This is a genomic window from Kitasatospora sp. NPDC127111 (genome assembly GCF_042677465.1).
In the GTDB taxonomy this organism is placed as follows: Bacteria; Actinomycetota; Actinomycetes; order Streptomycetales; family Streptomycetaceae; genus Kitasatospora.
In genome coordinates this window covers 41,361-63,367 of the sequence record NZ_JBHXTG010000055.1, presented here as the reverse complement: position 1 = coordinate 63,367, position 22,007 = coordinate 41,361, and the positions used below count along the sequence as shown (strand labels likewise).

Genomic DNA, 22,007 nt, shown 5'->3' with positions numbered 1-22,007 from the left:
CCGGCGGGGGGGGGCGGCGCGGGGCCGGGGGGGGGCCGGGGGGGGGGGGGGGCGGGGGGGGCCCCCCCCCCCGGCGGGGGGTCAGGAGCCCGCGGGGGCCGGCCTGACGAGCTCCTTGAGCACGTCCTCCATGGTGACCAGGCCGATGGCCGTCCCGTCGGCGTCGACCGCCGCGGCGAGGTGGGTGCCGGAGCGCCGCATCGCGGTGAGCACGTCGTCCAGCGGGGTGTCCGCGGGGACGCGGGCGATCGGCCGCAGCACGCGGGCGGGGAACGGCCGGTCCCGGGCGCCGTCCTGCTCCAGCGCGTCCTTGATGTGCAGGTAGCCGGCCACCGTGCGGTCCTCGGCGAGGACGGGGAAGCGCGAGTAGCCGGTGCGCGCGGCGAGCTGCTCCAGCTCCTCCGGCGTCGTCCCGGGGCCCGCGAAGACGATCCGCCCGCGCGGGGTGACCACCTCCGAGACCGGACGGGAACCCAGCTCCAGCGCGTCCCGGAGCAGTTCGGTGTCGCGCTCGCTGAGCAGCTCGGCGTCGGAGGAGTCCTGGACCATCCGGGCCAGCTCCTCCTCGCTGAACACCGAGGCGACCTCGTCCTTCGGCTCGACCTTCAGCAGCCGCAGGATGCCGTTGGCGAAGGCGTTGATGGAGAACGCGACCGGCCGCAGCGCCCTGGTCGCCGCGACCAGCGGCGGCACCAGCAGGTACGCGGCCCGCTCCGGCGCGGCCAGCGCGATGTTCTTCGGGATCATCTCGCCGAGCAGCATGTGCAGGTAGGTCGCGACGGTCAGCGCGATCACGAACGCGATCGGGTGGATCAGCGAGTCCGGCACGCCGACGGCGTGGAACGGCGGCTCCAGCAGGTGCGCGATGGCCGGTTCGGCGACCACGCCGAGCACCAGCGAGGAGACGGTGATCCCCAGCTGTGCGGTGGCCAGCATCGCGGAGACGTGCTCCAGGCCCCAGATCACCGTGCGGGCGCGGCGGTCGCCGGCCTCGGCGCGCGGTTCGATCTGGCTGCGGCGCACCGAGATCAGCGCGAACTCGCCGCCGACGAAGAAGGCGTTGGTCACCAGGGTGAGCAGGCCGATGAGGAGCTGGACGACGGTCATCGGGCGCCCTCCCCCGTCCCCGAGCCCGAGCCCGAGCCCGTCCCCGAGCCCGAGCCCGACCCGGACCCGCCTCCGCCCCCGGACCCGTTCTCGGTTTCCGCCTCGGATCCGCGCTCCGGCGCGGTGATCCGGACCCGCTCGGCGACGTGGTGGGCGACGGCCTTGACCTCCAGGAGCCAGCCGCCGGCCCCGACCCGGTCGCCCGGCACGGGGATGCGGCCGAGCCGGTCGGCGATCAGGCCGGCCAGCGTCTCGTACGGGCCGTCGGTGTCCGGGAGGCCGATCGCCTCCAGCTGGTCGGTGCGGGTGATGCCGTCCGCGTCCCAGCGGTGACGGCCGTCCCGACCCTCGCCCAGGTCGATCAGGTCCGCCAGTTCGGCCGGGTCGTGCTCGTCCACGACCTCGCCGACGACCTCCTCGACGATGTCCTCCAGGGTGGCGATCCCGGCCGTGCCGCCGTACTCGTCGATGACGACGGCCATGGTCTGCTCGCCGCGCAGCCGGTCCAGCAGGCGGTCGACGGTGAGCGTCTCGGGCACCAGCAGGGGTTCGGTCATCAGGTTCGCCACGGGGTGCAGGTGGCGCCGGTCCGCGGGGACGGTGAGCGCGTCCTTGATGTGGACGGCGCCGACCACCTGGTCGAGGTTGTTCCGGTAGACCGGGAAGCGGGACAGGCCGGTGGCGCGGGTCAGGTTGGCGACGTCGGCGGCGGTGGCGCGCTCCTCCAGTGCCCGGACGTCGACCCGCGGGGTCATCACGTTCTCCGCCGTCAGCTCGCGCAGGTTCAGCGAGCGGACGAACAGTTCGGCGGTGTCGGGCGCTATCGCCCCCGCGCGGGCCGAGTGGCGGGCGAGCGCCACCAGTTCCTGCGGGGTGCGGGCGGAGGCCAGGTGCTCGGCGGGCTCCAGGCCGACCCGGCGCACCACCCGGTTGGCGGTGTCGTTGAGGTGGCCGATGAACGGCGAGAACGCGGCCGAGAACCAGTACTGCGGCCCGGCCACCACCTTGGCCACCGCGAGCGGCCGGGAGATCGCCCAGTTCTTCGGCACCAGCTCGCCCGCCACCATCAGCACCACCGTCGACAGCAGCACACCGAGCAGCACGGCGACGGTCTCGGCGGCGCCCTCCGGCAGACCGAGCGCGGTCAGCGGTCCGCGCAGCAGCGCGGCCACCGACGGCTGGGCGATCATGCCGATGACCAGGCTGGTGATGGTGATGCCCAGCTGGGCGCCGGAGAGCTGGAACGTCAGCCGGCCGACCGCCTTCAGCGCGGTGGCGGCGCCGCGCTCGCCGTTGGCGGCCGCCCGCTCCACCGCGCCGCGTTCGACGGTGGTCAGCGAGAACTCGGCGGCGACGAACACCGCGCAGGCGGCGGTGAGCAGCAGGGCGAGGAGCAGCAGGAGCACCTCGGTCACCGTGCCACCCCCGCCCCGGCAGGTGAAGACGTCAGGGCAACAGCGGCACGGTGGGCACTGGGAGGCTCGTCCATCGCGGGGACCGCGACTCCTTTACGGCGTGAGGTTGGGTCGATTCGAACGGACGGCCGGGCCGCGGGGGCCCGGCCGGTCACTCCACAGGAGTGTAAAGGGTTCGCAAATCGACACGCTGCAGGGCCGTCACGGTGTTGGGCCGTCAGCCGATCAGGTCGAGCGCCCCCAGCGCCCCGGCCCCGCCCAGGGCCATGAAGACCGGCATCAGGATCTTGATCTCGACCCGGCTGCCGGCCCGGAACCGCATGCCCTTGGGCGGGCCGACCGGGTACCAGCGGCGGCGGCCGATCGGGATCGGCCACAGGACCGGGCAGCCGGAGACGGTCAGCGCGTCACCGATGCAGTGCACCAGCGCGCCGAGCACGATGGGCAGACCCACCCAGAGGTACTCCTGGCCGGGCTCGGTGAACAGCCAGGCGGCGCCGTTGCCGGGCTTGTCCAGCACCTCGACCAGCATCCACGCGCTGCACGCGCCCAGCAGCCAGACCAGCACGTCGCTGGAGACCCGGGCGTGCCGCCACAGCAGTCCCTCGATGGCCAGCACCATGTGGACGAAGAGCACCACCAGGACGCCCCACCGGCCGCCGTAGACGCAGGCCGCCGACGCTCCGGCGCCGCAGAGCACCGCCCAGACCCAGGTGTGGGTCAGGGTCCGGTGCCCGCCGGAGCGGCGCGGGTCGCCCTTGCCGCGGGTCGACTTGTAGACCGCGTACGAGAGGTTGTCGATCACCTCGCACAGCGCCCGGGAGATGGGCCCGAAGGCCCGCGATATGGTCGCCGCCTTGTGGTCGAGGTCGGGTGCGAGCGCCGCGCCCGCGCAGATCAGAGCCCCTGCGAGCAGCACCGGCCAGGGCATCGGGTGGTCCCAGGCCGCCGCGGCCGCGCCCACCCCCAGCCAGGCCGCCGCCCCGGAAAGCGAGTGCGCCGGTCCCATCATCGCGACAACCATCCCTCGGTCGGCTCGGTCGTCAGGCGCCCCTCGCGCCTGACGGTCCCGCAGCATATCGACAGACGATCACGTGATCACACACCCGTGGCCGTGCTCAGCCGCCGCCCTGCCTCAACTGCGCGGCGGTGGTGGTTCGTTCACGGTCGGTGGTGGTGCGGGCGCGGTCCTGCAGGGCGGGCAGGCCGATCCGCCCGCCGTCCTGCCCGGAGGCCTCGGTCCACAGCGCGAGCAGGGCGGCGGCCTCGTCGTGCAGGCGCTCGAAGCGGTCCGGCGCGCCGGCCACCTGCCGCAGCCAGCCCTGGGCGAGGTGGCCGGCCGGGTCGGCGGCGAACGCCGGGCGCTCGCCGGACGGCGCCAGCCCGCGCAGGGCCGCGTCCCGCCAGTCGGTGCGGGCCTCGTCGCCCCGTCCGCGCAGGACGTCGTCGGCGATGCCGTCGAAGACGCCGGCCGACGCGGCGGCCCGGACCAGCGGGTCGGTGATCACGGCCTCCGCCGGGTCCGGTCCGACCGCGCCGAGGCCGGCCGCGCCCTGCCGGAGGTCGGCGGCCCGCAGGACGGCGTAGGCGGCCGGATCCTCCGACAGCCCCCGCAGCACGTCGATCAGGTCGCTCTTCGGGACGGCGACGTGCACGCCCTGCCCGTCCTGCCAGACGTCGGCGTCCGGCGCGTCGTGCGCCAGGTAGGCGTCGTTGACGCCGGTGAGCACCGCGTGGGTGTCGGCGGCGTAGTCGGCGAGGGCCGCGGCGAGCGGACCGCGCACCTGCGGGTGGACGCGGTGGTCCGGGCGGCCGGCGACCGCGAGCAGGACGCGGCGCAGCGCGCGGGCCTGCTCCGGGGTGTGGCTGCCGGGCCGGTCGCCGGCGGTGGCCCGCCGCAGGCCGTCCGCGAGTTCGCCGCACGAGAGGTCGGACCGCCAGGTCGCGCCGAGCACCGTACGGACCCGCTCGTCGCCGCGCAGTCCGGCGCAGTCCCGGTCGGGGTCGTCGCGGCCGAGCGCCCACCAGAGCCCCGCGCCGACCGCGGCCGCCACCACCAGGGCGATGGCGGCGGCCGCGGTGCGGGCGGTGGGCCGGGTGGCCGGCATCAGGCGTTGCCCCGGCCGAGGTAGCGGCTCGCGGTGTCGCTGCTGCGGTTGCGGCTGTTGAGCATGTCGTCCTGGAGGGAGTTGATGTTCGGGCCGTCGGGATCCATGCCGCGGTCGCGGGCCCAGATGCCCACCATGTCGGACATCTGACGGTTGGCACCGAGGTAGGTGTCGGAGATCTTGGCGTTCGCCTCGGTGTTGTTCTGGTCCTTCTCCTCCAGGCTGACCGCGTAGGTCCAGGTGTCGACCAGGCGCTGGGCGGCGTCGCCGAGCGGCGCGATCGGGGTGACCGGGGCGCCGATGGTGTGGTACAGGACCTTGGCCTTCCAGTCGGCCTGCGCGTTCTTGTCGTCGCGCATGTCCATCACGGTGTCGGCCCGGATGGCGTCGAAGACGCCGAGGGCCGCGGCGCCCTTGCCCATCGGGTCCTTCATCTGGGCCTCGGTGGGGTTGGGCCCGATGGCGGCGAACTCCTGGTCGATCCGGCCGGTCTCGGCGCGGTGCAGGGTGCCGTAGGCGGCCGGGTCCTCCGAGAGCCCGCGCATGACCCGGACCAGGCTGTCCTGGCCGACGGCCATCCGCACGGTGTCCCCGTCCTTCCAGACGGAGTCGTGCCCGGTGTGGCCGTTGTAGACGTCGTTGCGGCCGTTGAGCAGCTCGTGGGTGTCCCCGACGTAGTCGGCGAGGGCGTTGGCGAGCGGCTGACGCAGGGTGTCCTTGATCTTGTCGCCGCCGTGGCCCTCGTCGAGGGTGACGATGGTGTCGTGCATGATCCGGGCCTGGGCCTCGGTGTGCTTGCCGTCGTGCGCGGTCCCGGCCCGTTCGCCGGTGGAGGCGGCCTCGATCGCGGCCGCCAGGCCGCTCTGCGAGAGCGGGTCCGGCATTTTCATCACGGTGTAGCCGGTGAGGTAGCCCTCCGGCCAGTCGCGTTCCTTCAACAGGTAGTGCAGCCGCTTGTTGCCGCCGTCGGCGCCCGGGTCCAGGTACGAGGTGGCGGCCTCGGGCTGGCGGCCCATCACCCCGAGCACCTCGTCGAGCGGGTCGGCGCCCAGCGAGGTGCCGTCGTGGGAGGCCTTGTAGCTCCACAGACCCGGGTGCTTCTTCTCGGTGGCGGTGATGTCGTCGGCGAGGTCGGTGAGGAAGGGCGTGGAGTACTTGGCGTCGCCCTTGGTCATCAGGGTGCTGAGGATCTGGTACCCGTAGACGGGTTCGGTGTTGGAGCCGAAGTTCTTGGTGCCGTTCTCCTTCAGCCCCTCGCGCCACTTCTTGTAGAACTCGGTGTTCGGGTCCTGGGTGGCGGAGGCGATGGCCCGGGTCAGGTCGGTCTGCAGGCCCGGGTAGCTGCCCTTCTTCCCGTCGTCCTTGCCGGGGTTGTTGAGCTTCTCGGCCAGCTTGAGGGTGTTCTCGGGACCGAGCTTGTCCAGGAGCGTCTGGGAGAACTCGGGGCTGTCGGCGTTGGCCCTCATCAGGTTCGCCAGCTGCGCGCGCTCGTCGGCGCCGAGGCTGTCGATCCGGGTGGCGAGGTCCGCGGCACGCTGGGCGTCGGCCTTGTCGCCGCCGCCCAGTGCCTGGCCGTTGAAGGTGTTGTCCGCGCTGCCCGCCTTCGAGGCGCTGCGCAGGGCGCGCGCGGCACGGTCGTCGGCGTCGGTGGCCCGCTGGATCCCGGCCTCGATCGCCTTGGTCCACTTCGCCGCGGCCTCCTGGTAGGCCCGCTGGGTGTCGACGTCGTGGTGGAGGTCGTTGCGGGTGGCCGGGTCGAGGGTGCTCGGGTCGAGCACGGCGACGCCGGTGCCGGTGACCTTGAAGCCGGCCTTGACCGCGCCGTCCGCGGCCTCGCGGACCTGCTTCTGCGCGGCCGCGAAGTCCGCGTGCGCGTCGTCGAGCAGCGAGGCCATCGCGTTCGCCTCGACCTGCGCGGCGGAGATCTGCCCCTTGGTCATCGTCAGCTGGAAGCCCGCCATCCCGGCCGCGCCGCCGAGCCAGAGCCCGTTGCGGGTCACCGAGAGCACGTCCCGGTCGAAGTTGCCCTCCATGGTGTGGAAGCGCTGGGCCATCTCACGCCACTTGCCGGCGGCGGTGGACAGCGTGCCGGGGTTGGCGTTGAGGACGTCCTCGTATCCGAGCATGGGTCACCTCGCCCTGAGGGAGTCGGCGATGGACTGGTTGGTGGTGTGGTAGTTCAGCGTGGTCTGTTCCATCGCCGCGCTGTTCTGGTGCAGCCGCGCCGTCAGCTGGTCGACCTGCTCGTGCCACTCGGTGAGTGCGGCCCGCAGCGCGCCCGCCGTCTGCCAGCCCTGGTGCGCGGCGGCGGCGGCGTTCGTCGACTCGTCGGCCAGCGCACCGATGTTCTTGCTGTCCAGGGCCATGCCGTTCAAGGCCGTCTGGGCACCGTGCATGGCCTGGCTGTTGACGCTGAACTCGCCGCCGCCCGCCCCCGTGGGTGTACTCATGACCGCTCGCCTTCCCCCGCTCGCACCGTGTTCCGCCGGACGCCCGCAGGGGTGAGCCGCTGCTCCACGGAGCGGGCGCCCTACGGTGTCGTGGGCGCGATCGTACTAGAGTCCCACCGCCGGTCGGCCGGGGGGTGGAGCAAGGTCAACTTCCGCAGTGCGGACGGTAGAAGGGCACTTGGCCGGGTCTTGGACCGGCCTTGACCGGGCCCTTGGACCGGCCTCCTCCGGACCGGGGTCCCGGCTGCGGTGGCCCGCGGCGCCGGCCCGGGTCACGGCTGGGTCCGCTGCCGGGGGTGCCGCTGCCGGTGGCTCCGGCAGCGGCGCTGTCAGAGGGTCCGCCTAGCCTGCTCCTCGTCCTCGCCCTCCCGCTCGTCCTGGTCCTCGCTCTCCACTCCCCCCTCGTTCCGTCGCCGCCGTGAAGGAGCCCGCCGTGACCGTCCCGCCGCCCCGGCGCACCCGGCCGTCCGTCCGTCACCTCGCCGCAAGCCGGCCGCGCTGAGACCGGGGCGCGATGGGTTTCCTCGGGATGTGGGTCCTGGCGCCGCTGCCGGACGAGGCGGTGGCGGACGTCGCGGCGGTGCTGCGCCCGCCCGTCGAGCGGCAGCGGTCGCTCGAACGGACGCAGGAGCTCTGGCAGCAGTGGTGCGCGGCGCCGGAGCGGGTCGGCGGGCTGCGGCGGGTCGGTCACGGCCGCGGCCGGACGATGACCCTGGACGCCGACAGCGAGGCGTTCCAGGAACTCTCCGGCGCCTGCCCGCTGGCCGAGTACGACCAGGAGATCTACGCGGCGCTGGACCGGCTCCCCGCCCACTGGCAGCGCCTGGCGCTGGCCGCCGGCTGCAGCAAGGGCTACCCCGCCGCCGCCCTGGCCCACGGCCTGGGCCCGACCCGGTTCGCGGCGCTGCCGGGCTGGTTCGGGGACATGCTGCTGACGGCGCGCCAGGTCCGCACGGCCCTGCCGGCCGTGGAGCGGGCGCTGACGCTGCCGCCCGGGGAGCGGCGCGCGGCCGAGGACCGCACGGTGGAGTGGCTCTGCGACAGCGGCGACGGCCACCCCCGCGAGGCGGCCGCGATGCTGGACGGCGTCCTGCCGTTCTGGCGGGCCGCCGCGGCCGAGGGCGCCGGCGTCCTCGGCGCCATGTTCATCCCGTGACCCGACGCCGGCCGGACCGGTCCGCCGCCGCGCTCCGTCCCGCCGGCTTCAGCTGCTCGACCATGCTTTTCGCCTGTGACACATCGGGTACGTGGCATCACAGGGCGCCAAAGGCCTACAGCCTGGCACTATCGAGGCGCCAAGATGGGCGCCACCACGCGCCACCGTGCGCCACTCCGTGCATCCGGAGCGCCACCCGCACACCCGGCGCCACCGTGGCACGGATCGACGCCTTCACGTTTCACCAGTTCAGAGCTGCCACGCCCGGTCACGGACACCCCGATGGCGCGGCCAGGGCTTGCCATGGCACCATAGTGGTGCCATGATGGCCGCATGGACCTCACCCCGTATGTCGACACCCTCCGCCGCGAACTCGCGGTGGCCGCCGAGGCCGGCGGCGAAGACGCCCGCGAGCTGGCCGAGAGGCTCACCGCTCCCCTGGAGTCGGTGACCCGGCTGACCATGCTCAACGTGCTCTCCGCCGCGATGGACGAGATCACCCGCGAGCTCGCCCCCGGCTCGGTCGACGTACGGCTGCGCGGGCTGGACCCGGACTTCGTCGTGACGCTGCCGCCCGTGGCCGGCGGCGTGGAGCCGGCCGCGCCCGTCGAGCCGCTCAAGGCCCCGGCGCCGGCCGACGGCGACGAGGGCGGCACCGCCCGCGTCAACCTGCGCCTGCCGGCCCACCTCAAGGCGCGCGCCGAGGAGGCCGCGAGCCGCGAGGGCCTGTCGGTCAACGCGTGGCTGGTGCGGGCCGTGTCGGCCGCCGTCGAGGGCGGCCCGCGGCCGCGCCCGACGGAGCGGGCCCAGACCGTCGGACAGAGCATCACGGGCTGGGTGCGCTGACCGCACCCGCACCGGGCACCACCTCACCCACCCACCGCGTCCCACCTGCGGGGACGCCACCAAGGCCCAAGAGGACGGTACAGCCATGCCTTCTTTCGACACCCCCGAACCGATCTCCGTCACCGCCCGCGTGGAGGCCGGCTCCATCCGCTTCACCGCGGTGGACCGCCTCGACACCGTCGTCGAGGTGCGGCCCCGCGAACCCAAGAAGGACCAGGACGTGCGGGCCGCCGAGCAGACCGAGGTCACGTACGCGGGCGGCGTGCTGACCATCAGGACGCCCAAGCCGCGCTACCTCGTCGGACGCACCGGCACCGTCGACGTGACGGTCGAGCTGCCCACGGGCTCGCACGTCGACCTGACCGGCGCCTGGGCCCAGGTGCTCGGCGAGGGCCGGCTCGGCGAGGTCCGGGTGAAGACCTCCGCCGGTGACGCCCGCCTCGACACGACCGGCCCGCTGAACCTGACCGCGTCGCACGGCTCGATCACCGTGGACCGGGTCGAGGGGCCGGCCGAGATCACCACCAGCTCCGGCAGCCTGCGCGTCGGCACCATCGAGGGCGCCGCCGTCCTGAAGAACTCGCACGGCACGACGGTCGTCGGCGCCGTGACCGGTGACCTGCGGGTGAACGGCGCCAACGGGGACATCGAGGTCCGGCGCGCCGAGAGCTCGGTCGCCGCGACCACCGCCCACGGCACCCTTCGGGTCGGCGAAGTGGCCCGGGGCACCGTCCAGTTGGAGACCGCGCACGGCGCCATCGAGGTCGGCATCCGCCAGGGCACCGCCGCCTGGCTCGACGTCAGCTCGGGCGCCGGGCAGGTGCGCAACACGCTCACCACCTCCGAGGCCCCGGAGCAGACCGAGGACACCGTCGAGGTCCGCGCCCGCACCCGGTACGGCAACATCGACATCCTGCGCGCCAAGCCCTGACCGGCGGGCCGACCCCGGGGGCAGAGTGGCAGACAGGCCGACCGGCGGGCGGAGCCGCGGTCGGACCGGCAGGCGGACGCGCCGCGCCGGACCGACGCCCCCGTCCGCTCCTGCTTCGGTCGACGTCGCGGACGTGGCGCTTGTCGGCGGCCAGCTGCTCAACGTGGACGGCGGCCTCCTCCTCGGTGAGACCGCCGTGGGCCCCGGCCGTCTCCCGCAGGGCCCGGTCGCGCCCTCGGCGCACAGCCGTCCGGCCTTGGCGGGGGGCTCCGGTCCCCCGTCGCCTTGACCACCGCACGCCGCCCCGCCGCCGCTTCCGCCACGTCGAGCACCACCCCGCAGCCGACGCCGCAGGACGAACGGACGGTCCTCACGGTCCTGGCAGGCGGAGGCTAGCCGTCCTTGAGGTGCTCCAGTCCGGGCGCGACCAGCAAGGGCGTGAACTCCACGACACTGTGCGTGGCGACTCCCCGGACGGCGTACGGGTCGGTGGCGAGGAGCCGGTCGAGCTCGTCCACGGGCATCCCCGCGGCGAGGTAGACCCCACCGACCAGGGGCACCTGACGCCCGACCACGAGGAACGAGCGCTCCGCGATGAGCCGGTTCAACCATTCGCCGTGGGCCGGTCTCCACCGATCGACTTCGTCGAGCGGTGCCGTGTAGGTCACTGTGACAACGAACATACGGCCGAACCTACCCGGGCGGGCGCCGCCGGTGCCCGCCGTTCGCCGCGCGCGCACTGAACGGACCGGCAGGACAGGACCTCGGCGCGGACGTGGCCACCGGGTTCCTCCCGCACCGGTCCGGCCTATCCCCAGCGGATGCGCAGCTCCTTCAGGCCGTTCTGGAAGTTGGAGACCAGCCGCCTCGGCGGCGCGTCGGAGGCGAGTTCCAGGCCGGGCAGGTCGGTGACGAGCCGGCGGAGCAGGGCCGACATCTGGATCCTGGCGAGTTGCGCTCCGACGCAGAAGTGCGGGCCGTAGCCGAAGCTGACGTGGTCGTTGGGTGTGCGGGTCAGGTCCAGGCGGTCCGGATCGGGGAAGACCGACTCGTCGCGGTTGGCGGAGGCGTGGTAGACCACCACCTTGTCGCCGCCGCGGATCCGCTGCCCGGCCAGCAGCACGTCCCGGGTCGCGGTGCGCCGGAACTCCAGTACGGGCGGCCAGAACCGGAGCAACTCGTCCACGGCCGGGCCGACCAGTTCGGGCCGGCGGCGGAGCAGCGCGTACTGGTCGGGCCGGGTGAGCAGGGAGTACAGGCCTCCGGGCAGGCCGTTGCGCAGGGTCTCGTTGCCGGCCACGGCGAAGAGGAAGAACATCGTCTCGAACTCGGCGGTGCCGAGGCCCGCTTCCCGCATGCGGGCCACCATGCTGCCGGGCGGCGGGTGTTCGGCGAGGGCGTGGGCGTAGCCGAACATGTCGGCGAGGGCGGCGCGGGAGCGGGGGTTGAGCGGGCGGCCGTCGGGGGCCGTGCGGACGGTGGGACGCAGGGCGAGCGCGGCCCGCCCCAGGTCCGTGAGGCTTGACGGGTCCGCCGTGCTCGACTCGGCGTAGTCGGGGTCCTGGTAACCGATCACGCGGTTCGACCAGTCGACGAGCAACTGCCGGTCCCGCTCCGGCACACCCAGGATCAGAGCCAGCGTCCACACGGGCAGATCGGCGGCGAGGGGCACGAAGTCGGCCTCGCCGGAGGGGCGGACGGCGGCGACGAGTCCGGCCGCGCGGGCCTCGATCGCCGTGGCGAGTTCGCGGAGCGCCCGCGGGGTGAACGCGGCGGCGACGGCCCGGCGCAGCCGGGAGTGGTCGGGCGGGTCCTGGTTGAGCATCATCGTGCGGGCGAAGTCCAGGTCGGCCGCCGAGTCGGGGTCGCGGATCTGGGTCGCGCCGAGGTGCGAGGAGAACACCTCCGGGGTGCGCAGCACGTGCTTGACGTCGGCGTGCCGCAGCACCGCCCAGTAGCCGGGCCCGGCCGGCCACGCCCCCACCGCCGGCTCCTCCACCCAGCACACCGGCACTTCGGCCCGCAGCTCCCGGAACAGGGCGTACGGCACGCCGTCCGCATAGGTGCCGGGAAGGAAGATCCGGTTCACCCGCGCCTGATCGAAGCCCATGCCGACCGACGGTACGTCAGCGGCACAGCCGGCACCAGACACCGGGCGGTCGCTCCTCCGTCACGCGGTCAGACGATCAGGCGGCGACGAGTGCGGTGAGCTCCCGCATGTCGATGCCGTGGTGCAGCGCGCGCAGGTCGGCGTGCAGCGAGGACGGGGGCACGGCAAGCACGGTGCAGCGCGCGTGGGTGAGGCAGTAGCGGCTCACCGAGCCGTGCAGCAGCCGGTGCAGCGTGCCGCGGACGGCGCCCTGCTGCCCGGTGCCGACCACCAGCAGGTCGTCCGGCCGGTCGGCCAGCCGGGTCAGCGACGGCCCGGCCTCGCCGCGCACCACCAGCGGCTCCACCGGCACGCCGACCGGGAGGCCGCCGAACGCCTCGTCCAGCGCGCGTTCCAGGCGCGTGCGGGCGGCCTCGCGCCACTCGTGGAGCAGCGGCGGGCAGGGCCGCGCACGGTAGCTGCGCTCCCCGCCGACCGGGGTCCAGGTGAGCACCGGGACCAGGACGGCGTGCCGGGCTCGGGCCTCGGCCACCGCGCGGTGCAGTGCGGTCAGGCTGTGCAACGAGCCGCTTACTCCGACAATGACGCGCGCGCCGTCCGACATGGTCCTTCGCTTTCTGGTGTCTCGACTCTCCGATGTCTGCGATTCATCGTTCCACAACTGCCACACTCCTGCAAATCCAAGGCTCAAGACGCGCCTGACCTTGCATCTTTCGAGGTCGGCGGCCGAGTGGACCGGGAGGGAGGGGTGGCGTCACCCGTCCACCGGACGGACCTCCTGGAGCAGGCCCCAGGTGAAGTCGGCGGTGCACGCCCGCGGCCGGCCGTCGGCACCGGGGGCGGAGAAGTCGAGCTGGAAGCGGGTGGGCGCACTGCCCTCGCGCGGCACCGCGGGCGGGAACGCGGCCGCGAGGTCGGCGACCACGCAGCTCCACGGCGTGAGGTCGGCGAGCGTGCGCAGCACGGGCGCCGGGGCGTCCGCGGCGCGGACCAGCCACGCGTTCATCAGGGGGCCGCCGGACTCCGCCGGGCCGATCAGGATCTCGAAGCGCAGGTCGGGCCAGAGCGGCAGCGGCCACTGCCGGGTGCTGCAGACGAGGTCGCCGATCCGGTGCGGCGCGGTCACCGGCGGCGGGCCGAGCACGGCGGCGTACCAGCGGGCGTCGTGCCGGACCCGGGGCGAACGGATCATCGCCTGCCACCGCTTGTTCGCCTCACGCATCTCAGCGCGCGTGGCGCCGAGCCGTCGCACCGCCTGCTCGACCAGCTCGGGGTTGAAGTCGGCCATCCGGCGCAGCAGCACGAGCTGGAACTCGGTGGTCCCGAAGCCGTGGATCGCCATGGCAGCAGGGTAACGGCCGCCGGTCGGAGGACCGGGTCGGGTGGCCGCACGGTCCTGTCGCGTTCGTCCGGACCTCGTCGGCGGCGACCGGAACAGCCGCTGCGATCACCTCTTTGATCGCTTTTCGACCGCGCGATAGATTCGATCGCTCGCCGGGCACGCGCGGCGGAGTCAGCGGAGTCAGCGGAGTCACCGGAGTCATCAGCACGAGGGATCAGGGGGAGACGTCATGGCCGCGTCGGCAGACCGGCGCCGGGCCCGCATCCTCGACGTGGTGCACGAGCTCGGCACCGTCCGGGTGGCGGACCTCGCGGCCCGGCTGGACATGCCCACGGTGACCATCCGGCGCGACGTCGCGGCCCTCGCCGAGGCCGGCCGGCTGCGCCGCTCGCACGGCTCGGTCGCGCTGCCGGACCCGGGCGCGCACGGCCCGGCGGGCCCGGCGGGCACGGTGGGCGGGGCGGGCGGGGCAGCGCTGCTCGGAGCCGCCGGGCAGGGCGCGGCCGGCGTACCGGACGGCCGTGGCCGCGTGATCGGCATGCTGGTGCCCACCATCGGCTGGTACTTCGACGAGATCATCGACGGCGCCCGCTCGGCCGCCACCGCCGCCGGCGCCCGCCTGGTACTCGGCATCTCCCCCCACGAGGCCCGCGACGACCGCGGTCAGATCGCACGCACGCTGGAGTCCGGCGTCGACGGCCTGCTGCTCACCCCGAACCGGCTGCCGGACGGCCCCGCCGAGGAGGAGGAGGAGGAGGAGGAGAGCGACTGGCTCGGCGACCTGCCCGTCCCGGCCGTCCTGGTCGAACGGCGGGCCGCCCCCGGCAGCGCCGCCGCCGGGCTGGACGCGGTCGGCTCGGACCACCGGCACGGTGTCCTGCTGGCCCTGCGTCACCTGGCCGGGCTCGGCCACCGCAGCGTGCTGCTGGCCGCCCGCCGCGACACCTGGACCGCCCACGAGGTCCGGGCCGGCTACGCCGACGCCGTGCGGCGGCTCGGCCTCGAACCCCGGCCCACCCTCGACCTGCACCACGGGGGCGGACCGCTCGCCCGCACCGACCCGGAACGGGTGGCCGACCAGCTCGCCCTCGGCGCGGAGGAGGGCGTGCGCGCCGTACTGGTCCACGACGGCCGGGACGCCATCCAGCTCCCGCCCCTGCTGCGCGCCCGGGGCTTGCGCGTCCCCGAGGACATCGCGCTGGTCTCCTACGACGACGCGTTCGCGGCCCTCACCACTCCCCCGCTCACCGCCGTCGCGCCGCCCAAGCGGGCCGTCGGGGCGGTCGCGCTCGACCTGCTGCTGCGCCGGCTGGGCCCGGCCGACCTCCCCGCCCATCACATCGGTCTGCTCCCCACCCTCACGGTCCGCTCCTCCTGCGGCGCCCTCCCCGGGCAGGACTGAACCGGCCGGAACGCCCCCGGCCCGGCCGGCCCGTCAGGAGGCCCTGGGGTGACGATCGGCCGGCGCGCCGTCAGGGACCGCCCACGGCGCCGAAGGCGGCGGCCCGAAGGCCGGCACCGGCGCCGCGGGCTCGCTCAGGGCGCCGGCCAGCAGCAGACCGAACCCGATCAGGTGGAAGGGCAGCGAGATCGCGGAGAGCACGTACATGGCCGCGGAGGGCCCGAAAGCGTCGCTGAGCGCGTCGAATCCCACGGTGAGTCCGACCGGCAGCACGATCGGCCCCGGCAGCATCACCAGGCAGCCGATCACCGCCAGGCGGGCGTTGCGCCCCCGGCGCCGGAGGTGGGTGGCGGCGACGATCGCGCCCACCAGCGGCATGAGGATCTCGATGCCGTTGAGGGCCAGGCCGAAGAGGTGTGCGCTCGCGGAGTCGGTCATCGGTCTCCATCCAGGTGCCGGGCGCCCGCGGCCCGCGGGCGGCGCGAACATACCGGGCCCGGCGCGAGGGTGTACAGCCGTCGAGGAGCCCGGCCGGGCCCGGGGCCCGTCAGACTCCCGCACCGGCCAGGGCTCGCCCGCGCTCGTGGATGCCGCGGAGCTCGGCGGCGATGTCGTGCAGCGTGCGGCAGTTCGCCGGCAGCGTCGCCTCGGCGGCGGGCCCGCCCGGCAGCGCGTCCGCCGCGCCGGTGGGGCTGTCCAGGGCATCGGCCACCGCACCCACCGCCGCGACGAGCTGACGGATCGTCGCCTCGTCGGGCCGCTGCGCGCCGTGGGCCAGGCGGATCGCGCACGCGGTGGTGGCGTCGGCGATCCGTTCGGCGTGCACGGCCACGTCCAGCCAGGCCTTGCCCGGGTCGGCGAGCAGTTCGACCCGGAGCGTCTCGGCCGACACCCTGGCGTCCGCGAGGGCCCGGTAGGCCGTCCGGCGCAGCTCGGCGCGCCGGTCCGCGCCGCCGTCCACCGCCCCGTCCGCCCCATCCCCCTCGTCCGCTCCGGCCCCCGCGTCCGCGCCGTCGGCCGGGGCCGCCAGTACGGCGGCGAGGTACCGCTGGGTGTGGCGCAGGGCCTCGGCGCAGCGGTGCCCGACCCGGGCCCGGGTGTCGGCGAGGTGGGGCAGGTGGCCGACCACCAGGACCACCGCGCAGGCGAGCGCCGTGTCCACGAGCCGGGACGGCGCGGCCTGGGAGTCGCCGCCCGCCGAGGCGAAGGCGAGCACGGTGAGGGTGACGACGCCGGTCTGCAGCGCGAAGTGCCGCAGCGAGGGGGCGATCAGTGCCCCGCACAGCGCGACGACGAGCACGGCCCGCCCGGGCGCCGGCCCGGCCGCCACGGAGCCGAGTCCGGCGAAGAGCAGGACGCCCGCCGCCGTGCCCGCGAAGCGGTTGACGACCCGGGAGAACAGCGGGCCGTAGTCGGGCTTGACCAGGAACGCGGCGGTGACGGGCAGCCAGTACCAGTGGTCCGCGTGCAGCACGAGGGCGAGGGCCGTGGTGACCGCCACGCAGGCGCCGACCCGCAGTCCGTACTCGCGGCCCGCCGGGCCGGCCGGGGCCACGAACCGGCGGCGACGGACGGGGGCGCGACGCCCGGACCGGCCGCCTGCGGCGGGGCCACCGGCGGCGAGCCGACGGCGCACCGGGCGGCGCACCGGGCGGCGGTCAGCGGCTCCGTCCGGCGCGTGGTCGAAGGCGAGCCCGGCGGCGAGGACGGCCCGGTCGAAGGCGCTCCGGGCGGGGCTCTCGGCGACGGGCACCGGGAGCCGGCCCAGTGAGGTGTCGCGGCGGACGGCCTCGGCCAGACGGCGCGGGCCGACGAGCATCCGGTCCGGCAACGGCTCGCCCTCCCAGAGCAGGGCGACGCTCGCCTCGCAGAGCGCGGCGGCCGCGGCGAAGCGCCCGTCCAGCCGGAGCTCGTCGGGCCGGCGGCGGCCGGGCCGGCGCAGCAGGCGTTGCAGGCGCAGCGTCTCGTCGGCCCGGTCGAGCGCCACGGTGAGCGCCCGGCGGGCGCGTTCGGCGCCGGGTGTGCCGGCCGCGCGCAGGGCCTCGGCCAGGGCGTCGAACACGGCCGCGACGGCCGCCCGCTCGCCGTGCAGCCGGCCGAAGGCGGGCAGCGGTCGTACGGCGAGGCGCAGCAGCAGGGACCACGCGCCGCCGAGCAGGTACCAGCCGGCCTTCTGCCAGACCGGGCCGGCCATCGGCATGCCGCAGCCGACGGACGTGAGGACGAGCAGTTGCACCCCGGCCGCCGAGCTGACCGGCCCGGCCACGCTGACGGCGCCGCACACCGTGCCGACCAGCGCGAGCAGCCCCACCGCCCACCAGCCGGACGCCTGGCCGAGCAGCAGGCCCGCGGCGCCCGCCAGGGCCGGCACGCCGACCAGGGCGGCGGCCGAACGGGCGCTGCCGGGGCGGTCGTTGATGCTGCCGAACATGGCGGCCAGCCCGGCGAGGGCGCCGGCCTGCGGGCGTCCGCAGGCGACGGCGGCCGCGAGCAGCGGTCCCATGCCGAGGGCGCCGCGCAGCACGCCGCCCCACGGGAGCGGTCCGGTCTGCCGGCGCAACGGGTGGAGCAGCCAGTCCGGCGGTGTGATCTCCGGTCGGTGCACGCTCCCCCTCGGTCGGCCTGGTACCCGTCACCCCGAACCGTACCCGGGCCGCCTTACCGCGCCGCTGCCCGCGGGTAACGCCCTCGTTTCGCGCCGGGCTCGGACGGGCCCGGGCGGTCCGCCGGTGAGCCCCGGCGGCCCGCTCGAACCGCCGCCACGGACGGCGGGCCCCGGCGGCCCGCTCGGAAGCCGCCACGGACGGCGGGCCCCGGCGAAACGCCCGGACGGTACGGGGGTCGAGCCCTTGCCGCCCGGAGACGGGCAGGTCTCACCCCCGGGCGGCCGTGCGGGTGAGGGACCGGCAGGACCGGGTGCCGGCCCAGGTGACGGCCGCCGCGCAGGTGGCGCCGAGGACGGAGCCGGCCACCACGTCACCGGGGTAGTGCACGCCGGTGTGCACCCGGGAGTAGCCCACGGCGCCGGCGAGCAGGCCGAGCGGGAGGGCGGCCTCCGGCAGGCCGGCGCCGACCGCCACCGCGAAGGCGACGGCGGAGGCGGTGTGCCCGGAGGGGAAGGAGGTCGAGGCCGGCATCGGCACGTGCCGGCCCACCACGACCTCGGCGGCCGCCCGGTTGGGCCGCGGGCGGCGGACGATCCGCTTGCCCAGCAGGTTCGCCGTCGCGGAGGCGAGGCCGAGCGCGGCGACCCCGCCGAGCGCCGCCCGGCGGGTGCGGCCGGGCCGCAGCGCCAGCAGGGCGGCGAGGGTCAGCGAGATCTTCGAGTGGTCGGCCGCCCGGGAGAGCCTGCGCAGGCCGACGTCCAGGGCCGGGGTCTCGGCCTTGGCGACGGCCGCGTAGACGACCTGGTCGATCGTGTCCAGGTCGCGCAGCAGCGGGATGGGCCGGACAGGCTCCGTCTCAGGCACGGGGGTTCCTCACGAGGGTGGGTTGTCGCGGTCCGCGGGCAGCGGGCGGCCGAGGGCGAGGTCGACGAGCTGGTTCCAGTCCAGCGGCAGGCTGGTCACCGGGGCCCCCGGGCGGTGCACCGGCACCCGCACCCGGAGTGCCAGCGGGCGGATCTCGCAGCGGACGGGCGGCGTCAGGCGCAGCGCCTCGCCGTCCACGGCCACGGCGAGGCCGCCGTTGCCGCCGCCGTTGCCAGTCCCGCCGCCGTTCCCGGTGCCGCCGCCGTTGCCAGTCCCGCCGCCGTTCCCGGTGCCGCCGCCGTTGCCAGTCCCGCCCCCGTTCCCGGTGCCGCCGCCGTTGCCAGTCCCGCCGCCGTTCCCGGTGCCGTTGCCAGTGCCGCCACCGCTGCTGCCGGTGGCGTCGGCCGTGCCGCCCTCGGTGGCCCCCGCGGTGCCCGGGCCGACGACGACCGCCCGGGCCGTCAGCGTCCGCAGCCCCGAGGCCCGGGCGCCGCGCAGGGCGATCTCGGCCGCCTGCACGGGCCCCTCCACCCGGATCCCGACCACGCCGAGCACGCCGGTGTCCAGGCGCGGCCGCCGCCCGGCGGCCAGCGGGTCCCCGCCGGTGTAGGCGTTGTTGCTGATCAGCAGGGCCTGCTGCCCCTCCAGCCGGACGTCGTCGGCCTGGGCGCTCAGCCGGGCCCCGGATCCGAGCAGCAGGTCCGGCAGGGCCTCCAGCGCGGTGCCGACCTTGGCGTCCCGGTACTCGGGGCTCTGCACGATCTCCGCGTACGCGCCGAAGGAGACCGTGTTGACGAAGGGCCGGCCGGCCACGGCGCCGAGGTCGACGCGCAGCTCCTCACCGTCCGTCAGCGCGTCCAGGCAGGTGGACGGGTCGGTGCGGTCGAGCCCGAGGTCCATGGCGAAGTGGTTCCTGGTCCCGGCGGAGACCACCAGGAACGGCAGGTCGTGCTCGGCGGCGACGGCGGCCACCAGGGCCTGGGTGCCGTCGCCCCCGGCGACGCCGAGCAGGTCCGCGCCCTCGGCGACGGCCTGGCGGGCGAGCTCGGCCACGTCCGTCCTGACCTCCGGATCGAGCAGGACGACGCGGGCGCCCAGCCGGCGGGCCTGCTCGGCCAGGCCGAAGCGGGCGACCTTCCCGCCGCCGGAGCGCGGGTTCATGATCAGGACGGGCCGCTCCGGCCGGGGTGCCCGGTGCCCGCGCATCGGGCGGGGCGGCCGGACGAGGTGCAGCCCCGAGCGGGCGAGCTGGAGCGCCGACGCCCACAGCGCCACCGCCCCCAGCACCGGGAGCCAGACCCCGGTGGTGGCGTACACGGCCACGACCGCGATCGGGGCCGCGACCGCCACCAGGGCGCCGATCAGCCGCCGGACCCCGTGGTGGGTTAGTGCCCACCAGACGGCGGCGGCCGTGAGCGCGAGCCCGAACAGCCCGGCGAACGGCACCAGCAGCCCGGCCGTGCCGATCAGGAGCAGCAGCAGCGCCACCGCGCCGGCCGCGGCCAGCGCCGCCAGCCGCGCCAGCAGCCGTGCCCGCGCCAGCCGCCCCGACTCACTCCGCTCGGTCACCCCACGCTCCACTTCTCCCGCCCTCCGCCGGCTCGGGCTCTGACCGTGACCTCCCCGTTCCCCGCCCCCGCCATGCCCGTCGGCACCCCCAACCCTCCACCGCCCCCGGGCCACCCGCAGGCCGGTCTGCTCCGACCGGGCGACGGACGCCCGAACGACGGGAGCCCCACCCGCGGGTGGCGGAGGCCGCACCACGGCTCGCGCGCGGGCCAGTGCGCCAACCTGTGACCGCCCGCTGAGGGCACGACCCACCGCGGTCGACCCGCCGGCGGTGACCCACCGAGGGGCCCGGCACCAGCCGGGCCCCTCACTCGCGCGTCGGGGCTCGCTGCTCGGTCCTCGGCCCCGCTCCGGCGGCGCGGGTGGCGGGGCCGGCCGTCGCGGCCGGCAGGCCGTTGAGGTGGTGGCGGGCGTGGGCGATCGCCCCGGGGGTTCCGGGGAAGACCCGGCCGTCGGCGCGCAGGGCGTCGAGGACGCCGAGCGCGTCGAGGGTGCGCAGGTGGTCCGCCCTGACGCCGGAGACCAGGACGAGGATGCCGCGCCGCTCCAGCTTGGCGATGGCGTCGCCGAGCACGAGGGCGCCGGTGGCGTCGATGGTGCTGACCCGGGACAGGCGCAGGATGACGGCCTTGACGTCGGTGGTCTCGGCGAGTTCGAGCAGGAACCGGTGGGCGCCGGCGAAGAACAGCGGGCCGTCGATCCGGTAGGCGACGATGTGCTCGGCCAGCAGGGCCTGTTCCTCGGCGTGGTGGTCGGCCGGGGGCAGGCCCTCGTGCAGCGGCACCCTGGTGAGGGCGGCGGAGCGGGCGACCTGGCGCAGGGCCAGGGCGCCGGCCACCAGTAGGCCGACGAGCACGGCGGTGACCAGGTCGAAGGCCAGGGTCGCGCCCGCGGTCAGGACCAGGACGGCGGCCTCGCCCCGGCCGCTGCGGGCCAGCGCCCGCAGTGAGGCGACCTCGACCATCCGGACGGCGGTGGCGATCAGCACCCCGGCGAGCGCCGCCAGGGGGATGCCCGCGACCAGCGGGGCGGCGGCGAACACCACCACGGCCAGCACGGCGGCGTGGACGAGGGCGGCGAGCCGGGAGGCCGCGCCGGAGCGGACGTTGACGGCGGTGCGGGCGATCGCGCCGGTCGCGGCGACGCCGCCGAACAGCGGGGCGACCAGATTGGCGATCCCCTGGCCGAACAGCTCGCGGTCGCTGTCGTGGCGCTCGCTGACGCTCATCGCGTCCGCCGCGGTGGCCGACATCAGCGACTCCAGCGCGGCGAGGGCGGCCACCGCCAGGGCCGCGGTCGCCAGGTGCGGGAGCTCGCCGGGGTGGAGGAAGCCGAGCGAGGGCGCGGGCAGTCCGGCGGGCAGGTGTCCGATGGTGGCCACGTCCAGGCCGGCCAGACCGGTGACCACGGTGGCGGCGACGACCGCGAGCAGCGAGAACGGGATGCCCGGGCGCAGCCGGGCGCCGATCAGCATCGCGGCTGCCACGGCGGCGGCCAGGGCGAGGGCGGCCGGGTGCGGGGTCCGGGCGAAGTCGACGACGGCGTCGGCGGCGGCGACCACGACGTTCGGGGCGCCGGAGGCCGGCACGCCGAGTGCGGCGGGCACCTGCTGGAGGCCGATCACCCCGGCGATCCCCACGGTGAAGCCTTCCACCACGGGGGCCGGTACGTAGGCCATGAAGCGGCCGGCACCGCCGAGCGCGGCGGCGATCAGCAACACGCCGGACATCAGCCCGACGGTGAGGACGGCGGTGGTGCCGTACCGGTGGACGATCGGGACCAGGACGACGGTCATCGCCCCGGTCGGACCGCTCACCTGGAGGTTGGAGCCGCCGAAGAACGCGGCCAGCGCGCCGGCCACCACGGCGGTGGCCAGTCCGGCCTCGGCCCCCGCACCGGAGGCGACGCCGAAGCCGAGTGCCAGCGGCAGCGCGACGATCGCCACCGTCAGCCCGGCGAACAGGTCCTTGCGGGGCGAGCGGCCCATCGTCGCCAGCGTCGCCCGGTCCGGCAGAACGGCGCGCAGCCGCGCACCGGCCCGGCGCGCGTACGGGTGCAACGGGACCGCCATCGCCCTCAGCCCTCTTCTTCCTCGTCCGTC

At 75.6% G+C, this 22,007-nt stretch carries 19 protein-coding genes; 4 read left to right on the top strand and 15 right to left on the bottom strand.

Features of this window, described 5'->3' with window-relative positions; all coding sequences use genetic code 11:
- Nucleotides 1–81: 81 nt before the first annotated feature.
- From ACFVHB_RS28085 to ACFVHB_RS28060, 6 genes are all read right to left on the bottom strand, one after another.
- Nucleotides 82–1,107 carry a hemolysin family protein gene (locus ACFVHB_RS28085; RefSeq protein WP_380327793.1) on the bottom strand — a complete coding sequence of 342 codons (1,026 nt, stop codon included), beginning with the start codon at nucleotides 1,105–1,107 and terminating at the stop codon, nucleotides 82–84.
- Nucleotides 1,104–2,522, bottom strand: a complete 1,419-nt coding sequence (locus ACFVHB_RS28080) for a hemolysin family protein (RefSeq protein WP_380327791.1) — start codon at nucleotides 2,520–2,522, stop codon at nucleotides 1,104–1,106. Before ACFVHB_RS28080 ends, ACFVHB_RS28085 begins: the two co-directional genes overlap by 4 nt.
- Before the next feature lie 217 nt (nucleotides 2,523–2,739).
- Entirely contained in the window at nucleotides 2,740–3,534 is a 795-nt protein-coding gene (locus ACFVHB_RS28075) for a metal-dependent hydrolase (protein WP_380327789.1), read from the bottom strand.
- Nucleotides 3,535–3,640: 106 nt separating this feature from the next.
- Nucleotides 3,641–4,630 carry a hypothetical protein gene (locus tag ACFVHB_RS28070; protein ID WP_380327785.1) on the bottom strand — a complete coding sequence of 330 codons (990 nt, stop codon included), beginning with the start codon at nucleotides 4,628–4,630 and terminating at the stop codon, nucleotides 3,641–3,643.
- Complete coding sequence (locus tag ACFVHB_RS28065; protein ID WP_380327783.1) at nucleotides 4,630–6,756, bottom strand: DUF6571 family protein; 2,127 nt, start codon at nucleotides 6,754–6,756, stop codon at nucleotides 4,630–4,632. Before ACFVHB_RS28065 ends, ACFVHB_RS28070 begins: the two co-directional genes overlap by 1 nt.
- A 3-nt stretch (nucleotides 6,757–6,759) precedes the next feature.
- Entirely contained in the window at nucleotides 6,760–7,080 is a 321-nt protein-coding gene (locus ACFVHB_RS28060; RefSeq protein ID WP_380327781.1) for a hypothetical protein, read from the bottom strand.
- Nucleotides 7,081–7,594: 514 nt separating this feature from the next.
- Here ACFVHB_RS28060 and ACFVHB_RS28055 point away from each other — a divergent pair.
- From ACFVHB_RS28055 to ACFVHB_RS28045, 3 genes are all read left to right on the top strand, one after another.
- Nucleotides 7,595–8,236: a hypothetical protein gene (locus ACFVHB_RS28055; protein WP_380327779.1), complete on the top strand. Its 642-nt coding sequence runs from the start codon at nucleotides 7,595–7,597 to the stop codon at nucleotides 8,234–8,236.
- A 333-nt stretch (nucleotides 8,237–8,569) separates the two neighbouring features.
- Nucleotides 8,570–9,082: a hypothetical protein gene (locus ACFVHB_RS28050; RefSeq protein ID WP_380327777.1), complete on the top strand. Its 513-nt coding sequence runs from the start codon at nucleotides 8,570–8,572 to the stop codon at nucleotides 9,080–9,082.
- An 85-nt stretch (nucleotides 9,083–9,167) separates the two neighbouring features.
- On the top strand, nucleotides 9,168–10,013 hold the full coding sequence (locus tag ACFVHB_RS28045) for a DUF4097 domain-containing protein (protein ID WP_380327775.1): 846 nt from the start codon (nucleotides 9,168–9,170) through the stop codon (nucleotides 10,011–10,013).
- A 392-nt stretch (nucleotides 10,014–10,405) separates the two neighbouring features.
- Here ACFVHB_RS28045 and ACFVHB_RS28040 read toward each other — a convergent pair whose 3' ends face one another.
- The 4 genes from ACFVHB_RS28040 to ACFVHB_RS28025 all read right to left on the bottom strand — a co-directional run bounded on the left by ACFVHB_RS28040 (nucleotide 10,406) and on the right by ACFVHB_RS28025 (nucleotide 13,465).
- Nucleotides 10,406–10,696 (bottom strand): YciI family protein, encoded by a 291-nt coding sequence (locus tag ACFVHB_RS28040; RefSeq protein ID WP_380327773.1) that lies wholly within the window; start codon nucleotides 10,694–10,696, stop codon nucleotides 10,406–10,408.
- 125 nt (nucleotides 10,697–10,821) lie between these two features.
- On the bottom strand, nucleotides 10,822–12,123 hold the full coding sequence (locus tag ACFVHB_RS28035; RefSeq protein WP_380327771.1) for a cytochrome P450: 1,302 nt from the start codon (nucleotides 12,121–12,123) through the stop codon (nucleotides 10,822–10,824).
- A gap of 76 nt (nucleotides 12,124–12,199) precedes the next feature.
- On the bottom strand, nucleotides 12,200–12,727 hold the full coding sequence (locus ACFVHB_RS28030; RefSeq protein ID WP_380327795.1) for a universal stress protein: 528 nt from the start codon (nucleotides 12,725–12,727) through the stop codon (nucleotides 12,200–12,202).
- A 150-nt stretch (nucleotides 12,728–12,877) separates the two neighbouring features.
- Nucleotides 12,878–13,465: a hypothetical protein gene (locus ACFVHB_RS28025; protein ID WP_380327769.1), complete on the bottom strand. Its 588-nt coding sequence runs from the start codon at nucleotides 13,463–13,465 to the stop codon at nucleotides 12,878–12,880.
- A 229-nt stretch (nucleotides 13,466–13,694) separates the two neighbouring features.
- Here ACFVHB_RS28025 and ACFVHB_RS28020 point away from each other — a divergent pair, with 229 nt between their 5' ends.
- Entirely contained in the window at nucleotides 13,695–14,867 is a 1,173-nt protein-coding gene (locus ACFVHB_RS28020; protein ID WP_380327767.1) for a substrate-binding domain-containing protein, read from the top strand.
- A gap of 33 nt (nucleotides 14,868–14,900) precedes the next feature.
- On the opposite strand, the gene ACFVHB_RS28015 is transcribed toward ACFVHB_RS28020, so the two are convergent.
- The 5 genes from ACFVHB_RS28015 to ACFVHB_RS27995 all read right to left on the bottom strand — a co-directional run bounded on the left by ACFVHB_RS28015 (nucleotide 14,901) and on the right by ACFVHB_RS27995 (nucleotide 21,977).
- On the bottom strand, nucleotides 14,901–15,305 hold the full coding sequence (locus ACFVHB_RS28015; RefSeq protein ID WP_380327765.1) for a hypothetical protein: 405 nt from the start codon (nucleotides 15,303–15,305) through the stop codon (nucleotides 14,901–14,903).
- Between the two features lie 109 nt (nucleotides 15,306–15,414).
- Entirely contained in the window at nucleotides 15,415–17,472 is a 2,058-nt protein-coding gene (locus ACFVHB_RS28010; protein WP_380327763.1) for an FUSC family protein, read from the bottom strand.
- A gap of 268 nt (nucleotides 17,473–17,740) precedes the next feature.
- On the bottom strand, nucleotides 17,741–18,337 hold the full coding sequence (locus ACFVHB_RS28005) for a phosphatase PAP2 family protein (RefSeq protein WP_380327761.1): 597 nt from the start codon (nucleotides 18,335–18,337) through the stop codon (nucleotides 17,741–17,743).
- 9 nt (nucleotides 18,338–18,346) lie between these two features.
- On the bottom strand, nucleotides 18,347–19,906 hold the full coding sequence (locus ACFVHB_RS28000; protein ID WP_380327759.1) for a diacylglycerol/lipid kinase family protein: 1,560 nt from the start codon (nucleotides 19,904–19,906) through the stop codon (nucleotides 18,347–18,349).
- 307 nt (nucleotides 19,907–20,213) lie between these two features.
- On the bottom strand, nucleotides 20,214–21,977 hold the full coding sequence (locus ACFVHB_RS27995; protein ID WP_380327757.1) for a SulP family inorganic anion transporter: 1,764 nt from the start codon (nucleotides 21,975–21,977) through the stop codon (nucleotides 20,214–20,216).
- Nucleotides 21,978–22,007: the final 30 nt, after the last annotated feature.